Here is a 15,352-nt window from a genome sequence, read left to right on the forward strand (position 1 = left end):
AGGTAAAGTAATTGATAAAATGAGTGTGTTGTTTATAAAAGCATGGAATTAAAAAGGAGAAATGATTATGAAAAAAGATAATAAGGAAATTAAAAAAGATGATAAAGACATTGGAAGTAAACAAGTAACTAAAAATAAGTTAGAATCTAGTTTTACAAAGAAGTCAGTATCTAAAAATGAAGCTACAATACCACCAGTAACCCATAAATCTCATGATAAAGCAGAATCAAAGGAAGAAATAGAAGCTAATAAAGCCAAATTGCAAGCTTTTAAAGATAATCAAAAAGCAATTAAAAAATTAACAAAAACTCATTCAAAAGAAATTTTAGTAGGTAAAATTATATCAATGACTAATAATACTCCTGATACTCAAACTAATGTTATTGAATTATTTGATGTTAAAAAATCTTACTTAACTGGAGACTTAGAATATGAAGTATTAAAAGGAGTTAATTTAAAAATTAAATTAGGTGATTTTGTTGTTATCTTAGGACCATCGGGAAGTGGTAAGACAACATTATTAAATATTATTTCGGGATTGGATAAACCTAATACTGGTGATGTTTTTGTTGCGGGATACAATTTATCTTTATTAAAAGATAGTCATTTAACTAAATTTAGACGAGATAATGTTGGTTTTATTTTTCAACAATACAATTTATTAACTAACTTAACTGCTCGTGAAAATGCTGAAGTTGGTGAAAATCTTGCTAAAAATAAAAATATGAGTATTGATGATATTTTTCAAGTTATTGAAATGGATGAACATATGAATAAATTTCCAAGTCAATTATCAGGTGGGCAACAACAAAGAGTATCGATTGGTAGAGCACTAGCAAAAAATCCGACAATTTTATTTTGTGATGAGCCAACAGGAGCACTTGATGAGGAAATGGGGCGTAAGGTATTAGAGATTTTATTGGATGTTAATCGAGAATATAAAACATCAATTATTATGGTTACTCATAATCCTAACTTCCAATATGTTGCAAATACTGTTATTAACGTTAAAAATGGTAAAATTATTAGTGTAAAGAATAATGAAAAACCAATGAAACCAAGTGAAATAAATTGAAGTTAATATTATTAATTAAATAAACTAACAAATTGTTAATAGAAAAAATATCATAACAAAGGAGTAAAAATATGATATTTTTTGAAACCCCTAGATTAAAAATTAGATATTGAGAAGATATTGATTTAGATGAACTTGTTTTATTAAATTCTGATAAAGATGTCATGAAATATTTTCCTAGTACATTATCAAAAGATGATACAGAAAAATATTTTTCGAAAATTAAAAATAATTTAAATAATAATGGATTTGGTTTTTATGCTGTTGAATTTAAAAAAGATAATAAATTTATTGGCTTTATTGGCTTTAGCGAAGTTGATTTTATTGATGATTTTAGACCATGTATTGAAATTGGTTGACGTTTTAAAAAAAGTGTTTGAGGTCAAGGAATAGCAACAGAAGCAGCTAAAGAATGTTTAAAATATGAAAAAAAAATTAAAATTCACTGAAATTTATAGTTTTACTAGTATATTAAATATTAAATCAGAAAATGTAATGAAACGAATAGGTATGAAAAAAAAGAATCTTATCATCCAAAAATAAATAAAAGTGATATTTTAGCAAAACATGTTTTATACAAAATTAATATTTAGAAGGTAAAAAATGATTAATAAATTGTCTCTAATTTTTATAGATATCTATTAGTAGAAATATTTAAATTAAATTTTAGCCCTTATTATAAATATAAGGGTTTTATTATAAAATTTAAAATTAATTGTTGACAGTAGAATTTGGTATTGAAAATTGATATCATTATGTATAAACCTAAACAATCTTATTTAATTTAATTTTTTTATTTTAAATACTTATTTTAAATACAAAGGATGAAAACAATGAAAGAAACTAAACTTGAAATTAATGGACGTATTTTGACAGAGCAAGAAGCATTAAGATATCAAAAAATACAAGATTTATATAAACAAAATTATGATATTTATGGGCGTAATTGAGAAAGAAATTATAATTGTGAAACTTTAAATAGTGAATTTAGAAATAAAAATAAAGAAGAGTTAGCAAAATTTCTTGCTAATTTACCTAATGATCAAATTAAAATGGCGGGTAGATTAATGACAAAAAGAGAAATGGGAAAGGGTTCAATTTTTGCTCATTTGCAAGATCAAACAGGTAAATTTCAAATTTATTTAAAACCAGAATATATTAATCAAAAAAAATTTGAATGATTTGCAGAATATGCAGATTTAGGCGATTTTTTTGGTATTAAAGGTAAGGTTATGAAAACCAATAAAGGAGAACTAACAGTTCAAATCTATGATATTGTAATGTTATCAAAAGCACTTAGACCTTTACCAGATAAATTTCATGGTTTAACAGATATTGAAGAACGTTATCGACGAAGATATGTAGATTTAATTATGAATCAAGAAACTAAAAAGACATTTTTACAACGTACACAAATTATTAATGAATTAAGAAGTTTTTTAAATAATAAAGGTTATTTAGAAGTTGAAACACCTATTTTACAAGAAGTATATGGTGGTGCTGCCGCTAAACCTTTTATCACTCATCATAATACATTAAAAACCGATTTATATTTACGGATTGCTACTGAATTACATTTAAAAAGATTAATAGTTGGTGGTTTTGAAAAAGTTTATGAAATTGGTAGATTATTTCGTAATGAAGGTATGAGTAAAAAACATAATCCAGAATTTACAACTATTGAAATTTATGTTGCCTATCAAGATATGAAATATATGATGGATTTAACAGAGTCTTGTATAAAATATTTAATTAATACAGTGCATAATAAATTAATATTAGAATATGATGAAAATATATTAAATTTTGAAAAATCGTGAACAAAAATTAGTATGATTGATTCAATTAAAAAAGCTATGATCAAAGATGAAGAGTTTACTAAAATTTTCCAAGAAATTAGTGATATGATTTTAAAATATCATAATATTGAAGATGATAATATTAGAAATATTGAAAAAAATAAAACATTTAAACTTATATTAAAACTTGCAAAAAGTTATAAACTTCATATTCCAGATCATTATAATAGTACTGGTCATATTATTAATTTATTTTTTGAATCTTTTGTTGAAGAAACTTTAATTCAACCTACTTTTATTTTTGATTATCCAATTGAAATTTCACCACTTGCTAAATTAAATAAAAATAGTAAAGAGTTTACTGATCGTTTTGAATTATTTATTGCTGGTAGAGAATATGCAAATGCTTATTCGGAACTAAATGATTCTTTGCAACAATATAATCGTTTTGAAGAGCAAGTAAAAGAAAAAAATAGTGGTAATGATGAAGCAGCAACTATGGATTTAGACTTTGTTGAAGCATTGGAGTATGGTATGCCACCAACAGGTGGATTGGGAATTGGTATTGATCGTTTGGTCATGTTAATAACTGGCCAAAATAGTATTAAAGATGTATTATTATTTCCACATATGAAACCTAGAGCTGAAAAATAATTTTTGTGATAAATTTTTACTATATAAACATATAATAGTAATTTATCTTTTTTTAAAAAAAAGATAAATTAATTAGTTATAATTTACTTATAATTAAGATACTTCTTTAGATCTTTAGAATAAGGAGCGTTTTATTATTAACACAAAAGATTGAAAAATATAAGTTTTCAAACCCATTGTTTTATTTAAAAACAATTGGTTTTTTTTATTTTATAAATAAAATTTAGGAGAATAAGATTTATGCCTTGATTTAATGAATTAATAAAAAAATTTAGAAATTATCCTTTAACTGATGAAAATTTAGACGAAGTTGTTGAAACTTTTAAGAATTTTTTTAAAGAGTATAATGAAAAAGATAACTTTTTTTCTAATTCAGAAGATACTGATTTTGAAAACGCAAGTACATCAGCACCATTAACTCAATTAAAAGAAAATAAAAAAACTGATTTAGATAAATTAATTAAAGAATTAAGAAATGATTTAAAATATAATTTTTTTTCTTATTTTTGAGAAAAAAAAGAAGATTTAAAATTAATTAAACAATTAGATTATTTTTTAATAGAACTTGATAGTAAAATTAAAGAACAAAATGAAAAATTATTATTCTTGGAAAAAAATAAAACATTAATTGAACAAAATAAAATTAATAAGGGTAGTCAAAATAGTACTGAGTTTACTGAAATCACAGATTATTTTAATCTTTTTAATTTTTTAAGTGAAACAATAAGTAATGATATTATTTTTTTAAAAACAATAAATTTAAATATTTTTGAAAATAAAAAAGAGTTTTTAAAAAAAACACGAGAATTAAAAATAAAAATTGATAAAGAAATTCGTAGGCTATATCAAAAAAATGAGGAATTAGAAAATAAAAAAGAGAAAATTTTTGAAAATCTTTTTAAAGAAGAAGTTATGACTCAATTAATTTTATCTTTTTGAGCATTTAGAATGAAAAGTGGAGATGAATATAAATTAATTTTAAATGAAGATAAAGATTTAAAAAGTAAATTTGATAAAAATTTTGTATTTTTCTTTGAATTAATAGATGACATATTTAACCGATATATTAAAAAAATTATTAAAAATGAAGAAAGAATATACAATGATATATTTGAAAAATATAATGATCGAGAAAAAGAATTAATAAGTGAACAAGAAGAAATTATTAAAACTAAAGATAAAGTGAAAGAAAGTATAGAATTATTTAAAAATGAATTAGAAGAAAAAAAAGAACAAATTAGAATGCATCAGAAAGAGATAGCAGAAAAAAGAAAACAAATTGAAAATTTAGAAAAACGAAAGAAAAATATAAAAATTAAAAAAATTACTTACTTGCAAGATTTAGAAGAAAATAAAAATAATATTGAAAATCAAATATTTATTCCAAATATTTCAGATGATAAAAAAGGAAAAAAACAATATTTAAAAGAAATAGATGTAGTGATTAAAAAAAAGAATAGTGATATTAAGAAAAAGAATGATTATATTGCGGAGTTACAAGATAATATTACAAGACATGATATTGAGTTATGTATTAATGATAAAAAAATAAAAAAAATTGAGGATAAAATTAATAAAATTGAGGATTTTTTTAAGCAAAATAAACATACGATGATGTTTGAACTTAAAAAAATAAAAGAAAAATGAATTAAAAATATTAGTAAAGATCAAAAAATATTTATTAATTTCTTAAAAGAAGTTAATAAATTAGAAAATATAGAATTTATTAAGATTATTGAAAATTATTGAGAAGAAAATGCTGACAGTATTAAAAAATTTAATGAAAATTTTAACATTCAAAATAATTTAGAAAACATAAGAGAAGAAAAAGAAAAAATAGAAAATGAATTTAAAGATGATTTCACAACTTTAGAAATTAATTTTAAATTAAAAGAAAAAAAAATAATAAAAAATGCAATTAGAGAAAAAAAGGAAAAAATTCAGGAGTCTTTAAGAACAATTAATCAATCAAAACTAGTAAGTATTGAAATCCAAACCGAAATAAATCAAGAAAATGAGAAACCTAGTTGACAAGATCAAAAAATTGAAGAACAAAATAAAACAATTGAAAAACTAGAATTTCAAATAAATTATTTAGAAAAAAAATTAATTTCAATAAAGGAATTACATGAAGATGAAGTAAAAGATTTATCTACAACATTGGAAAATATTAGAGATTTTTTTGCAATGGAAATTAAAAAAACTACTGAAAATTGTGATAATTTAAAAAATAGTTTAAATAAAAAAAATTTAAAAAAAGAAGAACAAAAAATTAAAAATAAATTAAATGAAGAAGAAATAAAATTAACATCTTTAAATGAAGTATGAAAATTAATAAGTACTGAAATTCCAGAGTTACAGCAACCTTTATCAGAAGAATCAAAAAATGCAAGCAAACAAAAATGAGAGAATATGGGCTTAATAGAATCTCAATTACCTTTGGAAACAAAAGCAGAAATATTAAATACAATTTAAACTAATAAGATTAAATTTATTATTGTATCAAGTTTAATTTATAGAAAGAGAAAAAAAGTACATTAGGAAAAAAGAGTATTTCTTAATAAGAAAAATGAAAAAATGATACAAGTCATTATAAATAATAACTTAGAAAAAGTTAAATTATTAGTTAGGAATGGTGTTAGTATAAATTATGTAATTAAAGATGATTTCACTATTTTGATGTTAACTATCAAAAATAATGGAGGCTTTTATGTAATCTGTGTATCTTTGTTTTACAAAGTACTAGTTTAGATTAATTCTATCTTCAAATTTTATCATAAAATGAGCAATTGCTGTATTTCAATTTTGAATGGGCATTGTTCATTTTTTTGTTATATTTTCAATTGCTAAGTAAAATATTTTGAAAACTGCCATATCATTTGGAAAAACTTTTTTATTTCTGATGACTTTTCGTAATTGACTATTTACAGATTCAATAGCATTTGTAGTATAAATCACTCTTTTGATTTCTACTGGATAACTAATAAAAACCATTAAATTATCTCAATTTTTATATCAAGATTTAGCAATTTGAGGATATTGTTTATTTCATTTACTTTCAAAGGATTCTAAAGCATGCATTGCTTGTTCTTCACTACATGCAGTATAAATTGGTTTTAAATCTGCAACTAGAGATTTTCGATGCTTATATGAGACATATTTCAAACTATTTCTAATTTGATGAACTATGCATAATTGATGTTCTGTTTTAAGATAAACTGATTGTATTGCTTCTGACATGCCTGTTAAATTATCACTGCAGGCAATAAGAATATCATTTAAGCCACGATTTTTCATTTCTGTTAAATTTGCTAATCAAAATTTAGCACCTTCATTTTCACTAATTCATAAACCTAAAACATCTTTTTTACCTTCTAAATCAACTCCTAAAGCTATATAAACTGATTTGTTAATAATGCGTTTATCTTGTCGTACTTTCACTACTATGCAATCAAAATAAACAATCGGATAGACACTTTCTAATGGTCGATTTTGCCATGCTTTTACATCATCAATAACATCATCAGTAATTTGGCTAATAACACTTTCACTAATATCAGCACCATGATATAACTCTTGTAATTGCATTCTAATATCTGATAATGTCATTCCTTTTGCATATAAAGAAAGAACTTGTTGATCAAAACCATCAAATCTTCTTTGTCTTTTTGCAACTATTACAGGATTAAAATTACTATTGCGATCTCGTGGTACATCAATCTCAATTTTACCTTGTTGAGTTATTAATTTTTTTGAACTTATACCATTACGAGCATTGTCACTATTACTATGTTGATTCTTATCATATCCTAAATAATTTTGCATCTCAGAATTCAACATTTTTTCTACTAATCTTTTTGTTAATTCTTTATACAATCCTCCCTCTTTAAAAACTGTTGTTAAATCTTCAGTATTTTCTAATAATAAATCTACTGCTTTTGATATTGGATCATTATTATTAATATTTTGCTTTTTAGCCATCTGTAACTCACTCTTTCTAGTCATTTAATTATATTTACTAGAATTAATTAAACATAGTTATTTTTGTAAGTTACACAGATTACTAAACATTACCAAATAATGATTTAGAGATAGTCAAGTATTTAATAGACTTGGTGCAAAACTAAGGTAATTCAAAATTATATATTTCTGCTATTAAATTAAATCTTAATGCAAATCTTCGTATTTTATTGCGATATTTTAAAGTTAAAATTTTAAAACGTTTTAGTTTAGCAAATACGTGTTCAATTTTAATTCTAATTTTGCTTAAAGTTTTATTGTATTCTTTTTGAATTGGTATTAATTTATTGTATTTACTTTTTTTAAATGGCAAAAATGTATTTTTATGAATATTTTGTATTCCTTGATAACCTGAATCAACAAAAACTTGTTTTTCTGGATGAATAAAAGTTTTAGATTTTAAAAGTAATTTAAAATCATGAATGCTTCCAAAACAAAAAGCGGTTGAAATAATTTTTCCATTTAAAATATCAATAATTATTTGCGATTTAAGAGTATGATGTTTGTTTTTACCCGAAAAAAGTAATTTTAGTTTTTTTTAATTCTTTCAATTGGAGTTTCAGTAGCATCAATAGCTAGTAAAGTATTATTGATTCCTTTATTTTTGATTAAATCTTTTTTGCCAGATAAATTAAAAATTCCACTTTTTATTAAAGTATTTTCAATTCAAAAAATATTACGAATGCAGCTAGTATGACTAATATTATATCTTTTTGCAATAACTCTATAACTACTATACTCTTTTCAGTATTCAATGTCATTAATAAACGATTTTCTATTGATAATTTATTAGGTTTACCACCAACTGCTTTTTTAATTGCTTCAGCTTTTTTTAAAATTTCAACCATTTTTTGAAATGTTTGTAGTTTTATTCCCACTAAACTATAAAATTCTTGTTCATCTTTGTATTTTTTTTAACATAATAATTATCACCTTTGATATTAATAATAACCGTTAAATTATTAAAATTAAAGGTTTTGCACCAAGTCTAATAGATAATAATGAAATCTTTATCAAGTAAATGAATATGGATATAATGCTTTAATGTTAGTCGTTTGAAATAATCATTTGGAAGTCTTTAATTTTTTTTAATGAAAAATACTAACGATATTTTAAATGAAGAAATTTTAGAATAAAATAAAGACAAATTACCAACATATGAAGAAGCAATGAAATTTCAACAAAAAATTAATAAATCTGATCTTTTAAAGATGAAATAGATTTGCAAAAGCAATTATCAACGATAAAAATTTAATTCCTTTTATGATAATAATAATTTTATTAAAATATTAAAATAAACATTAATATTTTAATTTTAAAAAATGTATTTTTACCTATATGAATTTCCTTTGCTTTTTATAAAAAAATAAGTTAGAATTCTTAGTGAATATTTAATTATTATTTAGTTTAAGGAGAATAACAATCAAATGCGTAAATTAATCACTTTATTTTCAACACTTAGTTTACTTTCTTCTTCTGTGAGTACTATTGTGGCTTGTGGTACTGGAGATGGTTCAAAGATTGAAACAAATTTTAAAAACGAGCCATCAAACAAAGATGGTGATCCGTTAGTTGATTATGTTTATAATAAATACTATCAATATGATACTAAACTTTTATATAAACCACTTACTGCATTTATGCAACTAGCAGCAGACAAAATTAGAATTGATCGTAATGCATTAGAAGTTACAGATGCTGCTAGGGATTTTTATAATAGTGATCAATATAAATCAGGTAATTATGAGAGTATTAATTATAATGTTAATAATGATCCAAATAAAGTAATGAATGAACCATTTAGTTGTAAAGATGCAAATGAAAGTCTTTTAGTTTTTGGTTTAACTGATAATGATATATCTAAACAGCAATATTATGGTTATTGATATGTTACATATGAAACAGCAACAGAAGCAGAAAATCCTTCAAAATTTGCTAAAACTAGTATTGTTTCACCAAAAATTACTGACTTTAAAGATGATAAAAATAAAACCATTATTAAAAAAGGTTGAATTCACTTATTCTTTATAATGAAAGATTCAAAAATGAATAAAACTTTTAAAATTGATTTTAATATTCAAATTGATGTAAGTTTTAGTTTATGAGTTGATAAAAATAAAAAAGAAATAGTTATTATTAATCCAAATACTATTGATAAAGCTTTGGGTGATGTTGATTTTCGTAACCCAGATAAAGTGGTTCATGAAAGAATAAATAACATGACTTTTTCAGAATCATAATGATAAATATTAAAATTGTTTGTATTGGTCAGTTGTCACAAACATATTGAAAATCAGCTGCCAAAGATTATTTAGAACGAATTAAAAAACGAACTAATATTGAAACAAAAAATATTATCGAGTCTAAATTAAATTCAATTCCTAATAATATTAAAATTGAAACTAATAAAATCACTGAATACATATCAAAGAATAATGATTATCAATGATTTTTATTAGATTTATCAGGACAATTAATAAGTAGCGAACAATTATCACAGATGATTAATAAAAATCAAATTTATCAACAAGGTAAAATTGGTTTTATTATTGGTGGTAGTAATGGTGTCGCACAAATATTAAAAGACAATATTAATTTAATTAAAATTTCCTTTGGTAAAATAACATTACCTCATCAATTATGTTATGTTGTTTTATTAGAGCAAATATATCGTTCATTACAAATACTTAATAATCAAAGTTATCATAAGTAGTAGGTGAAAGAAATGTATAATAAAACTTTATTTGTTGATTCCTCATGATTAGAATTTTTTCAACAAGAATATAAAGAAACATATTTTACTAAATTATTAGAAGATATTAAAAAAGAATATCAGACTTATCTTTGTTATCCTCAATGAGAAGAAATATTTCAAGCTTTTAAAATAACTCCTTTATCAAAGGTTAAAGTAATAATATTAGGTCAAGATCCTTATCATCAGCCAAATCAAGCTCATGGTTTAGCATTTAGTGTTAAAACAAATACTCCATTACCACCAAGTTTAAAAAACATTTTTCAAGAACTAAAAAATGATTTAAATATTGAAAAAGATAATGATGGTAATTTAACAACTTGAGCTAAACAGGGAGTTTTGCTTTTAAATACAACTTTAACTGTCAGACAAAGTCAACCTAATAGTCATTTACAATATCAATGAGTAACTTTTACTGATCATGTTTTATCATTTTTAAATTTAAACTGTACTAATCTTGTTTTTATTTTATGAGGTAAAAATGCAAGAAATAAAAAAATGTTAATTGACACAGAAAAACATTTTATTATTGAGAGTGCACATCCTTCACCTTTAAGTGCTTATAATGGTTTTTTTAATTCAAGACCATTTAGCAAAACTAATAATTGATTGATTTCAAAAAATAAAACTCCCATTAAGTGATAAAAATAAAAAAATACTAATTTTATTATATGTATTTAAGCAAACAATGTTATGATATATTTGTTAAAATTAATATAGTTTTAAAGAATATTTCGGGAATGGTGGTTATTTAAATGCCCAATAATTTAATATTTAATCACATATTTTCTCAACAATATGATTTAAATACCTTAAATTTATTTAGTAGATCTACAGCTATTTATTTAATTATTACTTTAAGTAGCATAATGTTAGCATATATTTTAATGAATAGTTTTTGAAAATGATTTCGTAAAGATAAATATAAAGGTGTTCGTTTTACTACTAAAAATATTGCTTATATAACAATGTTATCTTCGGTATCAGTTGTGGCAACTATTATTGTTTCTATTACGATACCCATTACAGTATTACCACCAATTAGAATTGCTTTTGAGGGTTTAATGATTAAAATAACCGGTTATATGTTTGGTCCAATTATAGGTATTATTTGTGCTGCAGTAACGGATATTTTAGTAATATTATTTGTTCCTTCATATATTAGCATTTATTATATGTTTTGTATTATTTTCACTGGTTTTTTGGCAGGAATTGCTGGAATATTTAAAGTAAAACTAAAAGATTATCCATGAGTTATTTTTGCTTTAATTAATTTTTTTATTATTTTCTTTGCTGGTGGTGGCATGTATATTGTTATTTCAGGTAAGCAATCATCATATTCTATGTCAGGAATTATTGTTAATAAATATGTTCTGGCTAGTATTATGGGTGGTGGTGGCATTATTGGCCTATTAAGTATTTATAGTGTTTTATTTTATTATTTATTGAAAAAAGAAATTTATAGAATTAAAGAAATTTTATCAATTATTTTATTAGCGGTAGTAGCCGAGTATGTAACAACAGTGCTTATAGCCTCCTATGCTGATATGACTTTATTTGATCCTAATGCCAAGGATTATGGAGTAACAGCAATTATGAGAATTGTGCAAGCGCCTCTTAAAATTATAATTAATTCAATTATAATTTATGTGACTTGAAGAACTGTTAATCCTTTAATTAATATTGATAATAATAATTATTAAATAAAGGATTTTAAAAATATGAATGAAGAATTTTTTAAAAAAATATCTAAATATTCAAATAAAGATTGTTTAAAAAAATTAAAAATTATTACTCCAAAGTATTTAAACAATAATATTAAGTATATTCATGTAACTGGAACAAACGGTAAAGGTTCAGTATCGCGTTTAATTTTTGCTATATTATCACAAACCTTAAAACAAAAAATTGGTTTGTTTACTTCTCCCCATATTGAGTTTGTTAATGAACGAATTATTGTTAATGATAGAATGATTAGTAATCAAGATTTAGTTCGTATTAGAGACTTGATTTTTGATGATATTGAATATTATCAATTAGGTTTTTTTGGTATTTTAACTTTAATTGCATTAATTTATTTTCAAGAACAAAATGTGCAATGAGCAATAATTGAAGTTGGGATTGGTGGAAAAATTGATCCTACAAATATCATTGATGCAACATATGCTATTATCACTTCAATTGGTAAAGATCATCAAGATAGACTTGGTAAAACTACATCTGAAATATTACATCAAAAATTGGGAATAGTAAAATCAACGACAAAAAATCTTTTTATTTCAGGTAATTTAAATAATAAATTAAAAAAGCAAATCGATATGGAAGGTTATAAACCTATATATTCTCCAAGATTAATCAATCAACCATACTATCAAGAAAATAAAGAATTAGTTTTAACAGTAATTTCAAAAACATTTTTAGAAATTAATATTAAACAAGCTTTAAAAATCATTAATAATACTAATATTAGATTACGATTTGAGAAATATCAAACTAATGATAAAACTATTTATTTTGATGCTGCTCATAATATTGATGGTATTAAAGCATTAATTAAAACGCTAAAAATTAATAAAATTATTCCTCAACAAATTATATTTTCTTGTTTAAAAAATAAATATCCACAAAAATTAATTAGTTGTTTAAAAAAAGTCTCAGATAATATTATTATTTGTAGTAATAGTAATTTAAATAGTATTACTGGTGAATTTTTTGATAATCAAAAAATGATTAAATGTAGCCCTCATAAAATAATTTTAATTACGGGTTCTTGTTATTTTTTAGCAGATGTTTATAATTATTTAAGAACAAAGAAAATAATTATGATAAAAAAGGGTGGTAATTAAATGAATGTATTGTTATTGAATATAATTGGTGGAGTGTTAATTTTAATTACTTTTTTATTAATCACAGTTTTTGATTATAAAGATAATAAAAAAAAGATAAAGCAAATAAAATTTATTTGCTTAAGTGGAATAATGTTAGCATTAGCTGTTTCTTTAAATACAACAGGTGCTTTAATGTTAAAAAGTTTACCATTTTCTAAATATTTTGAAATTAAATTGGGTAATTTTATATTAGTTTTAATAGGTTTCTTTTGTGGTGGAATATTAGGTTTTCTTAGTGGTATTGCCAGTGATTTTTTAGGTTTATTATTTAGTACTGGTGGTGCATCACCATGTTTATTTTTTACTTTTACTAGTATTTTATGATCTATATTACCTTACTATTTAGTATTAAATTTTAGTAAAATTTATTATAGTAAAAAGACATTTTATTGATATTTGCCAATTGCTTATGCTATTACTTCATTAATTATTACTGGTACTGATCCTATTGCATTAAAAATATTATTTCCTGGATTACCACCTTTATGATTAATGTATTTTCCATTAAGAGTTATAAAATATCCTATTGATTTAACGGTTAATGTTTTTTTAATTGTTACTTGTTATTCTGCATTAAAGAAAACTTTAAATTTAGAAAATCAATTTAAAAAATATTATTTCGCTACAGATCCGCAATCTTTATAATATAATAGAGTACCTGAAGAATAAACCAAAAAATAATTATTTAATTAAAATTTCTGATATTTTTTGTAACATTTTTAAATTTATCTCTTTATTGAGAATATATTAAATTAATAGTAATTTTTTAATATTACTATTTTAATTTTAATAGCATGTTTATTTTTATTGATATAGAAATCATGTAAAATGATTGTATTAAAATATTAAAGATTAGGTGGTAAAGATATATGAAGAAATTACTAAGTAGTCTAGCAGTAGTAACTTTAATTGGAGGGTGGTTGGCCCTTAATTACTGGACCATTTTTGATATAAAATTCTAAATTTTAATTTGTAAAATTGGTGGTTTTAGAAATTTAGAATGTATTCTTTCATAATTATAAAACATAACATATTGATTTACATCATTTATAGCTTCATTGATGGATAAATATTGATTTGATCCTTTAGGTAGTCATTCTTGAGATAAATGAGAAAATCAGTTTTCAGATAATACATTACCACCAATATCATAAGGTTGTTTTTTGCTTAAAATTATTTGTTTATCCTCTGCTCATTTTGTGATATCTTGACAATAAAATTCGTTGGCGTTATCTGAATGTAAAATAACATTTTTTATTTGATTTCAAGAAAATTGTTTGTTGATTTTTTCAAGAGCAGGAAGAATTAAATCCTGATATGATTTATTAGGAGCAATATTATAACTAACAACATTATTTGAATAAAAATCAATAATTACAAAAAGATATAATCATCCTTCTTTAGTATTTATTTGTTTAGTGTCCATTGATCAAATTTGATTTGAAGAGGTTGTACTTTTATAATCTTTGTTTACTTTATCCATTGTAGGTATTCACTTATTTGGATTTTTTTTGTTTTTAGGATAGTTATTTTTAGTTTGTTTTAATCCTTGAATATTGTGTTCTTTCATAATTTTTCGCATTTGTTTTATTGATAATTCTATATTTAAAATGATATTTTTTTCTTGTTTTAATCACTCTTTAAAAGCTGAAAAAATTCTTAAATATCCATAAATTCTGCCTTTTCTTGTAGAATGAAATTCGATTAAAAGTTGGCATATTTTTTGATATTTATGATTGCATTTAATAATATGATTTTCTTCTTTTTTAATAGGTTTTTGTTTATTTTTTAAAAAGTAATATGTTGATCTGTTTAATTGAAGATATTGACATAGGTTTCTAATTGAATATTGATTTTTACAATCATCAATAATTTTAATTTTTTCTTTGATATTTAATTTGTTAATTACTAATGCTATTTGTTTAATTTTATCCATTAATAAAAATCCTTTCAGGTTAAAATTAGTGTTAATTATATAACACAATTGTTTTTAGAATACATTCAGGTTTTTTAAATTAATGGTCTAGTAAAAAGGGCTAAGTGGCGCCAACCACCTCTTCAGTATTTTCTAGTAATAAATCTACTGCTTTTGATATTGGATCATTATTATTAAAGTTATCTTTTTTAGCCATCTGTAACTCACTCTTTCTAGTCATTTAATTAT

14 protein-coding genes are annotated in these 15,352 nt (G+C 22.6%); 10 read left to right on the forward strand and 4 right to left on the reverse strand.

All coding sequences use genetic code 4. The features are described from left to right. Positions 1-67: 67 nt before the first annotated feature. The 4 genes from AAHM96_RS00095 (at position 68) to AAHM96_RS00110 (ending at position 6,003) form a co-directional block, all read left to right on the forward strand. Complete coding sequence (locus AAHM96_RS00095; RefSeq protein ID WP_342273222.1) at positions 68-1,081, forward strand: ABC transporter ATP-binding protein; 1,014 nt, start codon at positions 68-70, stop codon at positions 1,079-1,081. A gap of 65 nt (positions 1,082-1,146) precedes the next feature. Continuing rightward, complete coding sequence (locus tag AAHM96_RS00100; protein WP_342273223.1) at positions 1,147-1,533, forward strand: GNAT family N-acetyltransferase; 387 nt, start codon at positions 1,147-1,149, stop codon at positions 1,531-1,533. Between the two features lie 375 nt (positions 1,534-1,908). Then, positions 1,909-3,528: a lysine--tRNA ligase gene (locus AAHM96_RS00105; RefSeq protein ID WP_342273224.1), complete on the forward strand. Its 1,620-nt coding sequence runs from the start codon at positions 1,909-1,911 to the stop codon at positions 3,526-3,528. A 240-nt stretch (positions 3,529-3,768) separates the two neighbouring features. Then, a complete protein-coding gene (locus AAHM96_RS00110) occupies positions 3,769-6,003 on the forward strand; it encodes a hypothetical protein (RefSeq protein ID WP_342273225.1) in 2,235 nt (744 codons plus the stop codon). A 267-nt stretch (positions 6,004-6,270) separates the two neighbouring features. Here AAHM96_RS00110 and AAHM96_RS00115 read toward each other — a convergent pair whose 3' ends face one another. From AAHM96_RS00115 to AAHM96_RS00125, 3 genes are all read right to left on the reverse strand, one after another. Beyond that, the gene (locus tag AAHM96_RS00115) at positions 6,271-7,509 is read right to left on the reverse strand and encodes an IS256 family transposase (RefSeq protein WP_342273669.1); all 1,239 of its coding nucleotides are present in this window, start codon (positions 7,507-7,509) and stop codon (positions 6,271-6,273) included. 142 nt (positions 7,510-7,651) lie between these two features. After that, positions 7,652-8,074: a transposase family protein gene (locus AAHM96_RS00120; RefSeq protein WP_342273670.1), complete on the reverse strand. Its 423-nt coding sequence runs from the start codon at positions 8,072-8,074 to the stop codon at positions 7,652-7,654. 124 nt (positions 8,075-8,198) lie between these two features. Further along, positions 8,199-8,426 carry a hypothetical protein gene (locus AAHM96_RS00125; protein WP_342273226.1) on the reverse strand — a complete coding sequence of 76 codons (228 nt, stop codon included), beginning with the start codon at positions 8,424-8,426 and terminating at the stop codon, positions 8,199-8,201. A 549-nt stretch (positions 8,427-8,975) separates the two neighbouring features. On the opposite strand from AAHM96_RS00125, the gene AAHM96_RS00130 reads away from it, so the two are divergent. From AAHM96_RS00130 to AAHM96_RS00155, 6 genes are all read left to right on the forward strand, one after another. Then, positions 8,976-9,788, forward strand: coding sequence for a hypothetical protein (locus AAHM96_RS00130; protein WP_342273227.1), 813 nt, complete (start codon positions 8,976-8,978; stop codon positions 9,786-9,788). Continuing rightward, positions 9,788-10,261, forward strand: a complete 474-nt coding sequence (locus AAHM96_RS00135; protein WP_252320439.1) for a 23S rRNA (pseudouridine(1915)-N(3))-methyltransferase RlmH — start codon at positions 9,788-9,790, stop codon at positions 10,259-10,261. The genes AAHM96_RS00130 and AAHM96_RS00135 overlap by 1 nt, the downstream gene beginning before the upstream one ends. A 12-nt stretch (positions 10,262-10,273) precedes the next feature. Then, positions 10,274-10,945: a uracil-DNA glycosylase gene (locus tag AAHM96_RS00140; protein ID WP_338975656.1), complete on the forward strand. Its 672-nt coding sequence runs from the start codon at positions 10,274-10,276 to the stop codon at positions 10,943-10,945. A gap of 242 nt (positions 10,946-11,187) precedes the next feature. Continuing rightward, positions 11,188-12,003: a hypothetical protein gene (locus tag AAHM96_RS00145; RefSeq protein ID WP_425288767.1), complete on the forward strand. Its 816-nt coding sequence runs from the start codon at positions 11,188-11,190 to the stop codon at positions 12,001-12,003. Between the two features lie 18 nt (positions 12,004-12,021). Next, the gene (locus AAHM96_RS00150; RefSeq protein WP_342273229.1) at positions 12,022-13,146 is read left to right on the forward strand and encodes a bifunctional folylpolyglutamate synthase/dihydrofolate synthase; all 1,125 of its coding nucleotides are present in this window, start codon (positions 12,022-12,024) and stop codon (positions 13,144-13,146) included. A gap of 132 nt (positions 13,147-13,278) precedes the next feature. Continuing rightward, a complete protein-coding gene (locus tag AAHM96_RS00155) occupies positions 13,279-13,833 on the forward strand; it encodes a hypothetical protein (protein WP_342273230.1) in 555 nt (184 codons plus the stop codon). Between the two features lie 313 nt (positions 13,834-14,146). Here AAHM96_RS00155 and AAHM96_RS00160 read toward each other — a convergent pair whose 3' ends face one another. Then, entirely contained in the window at positions 14,147-15,124 is a 978-nt protein-coding gene (locus AAHM96_RS00160) for an IS3 family transposase (RefSeq protein ID WP_342272797.1), read from the reverse strand. Positions 15,125-15,352: the final 228 nt, after the last annotated feature.

This window comes from Spiroplasma endosymbiont of Acasis viretata, assembly GCF_964031275.1.
Classification (GTDB): domain Bacteria; phylum Bacillota_I; class Bacilli_A; order Mycoplasmatales; family VBWQ01; genus Spiroplasma_E; species Spiroplasma_E ixodetis_A.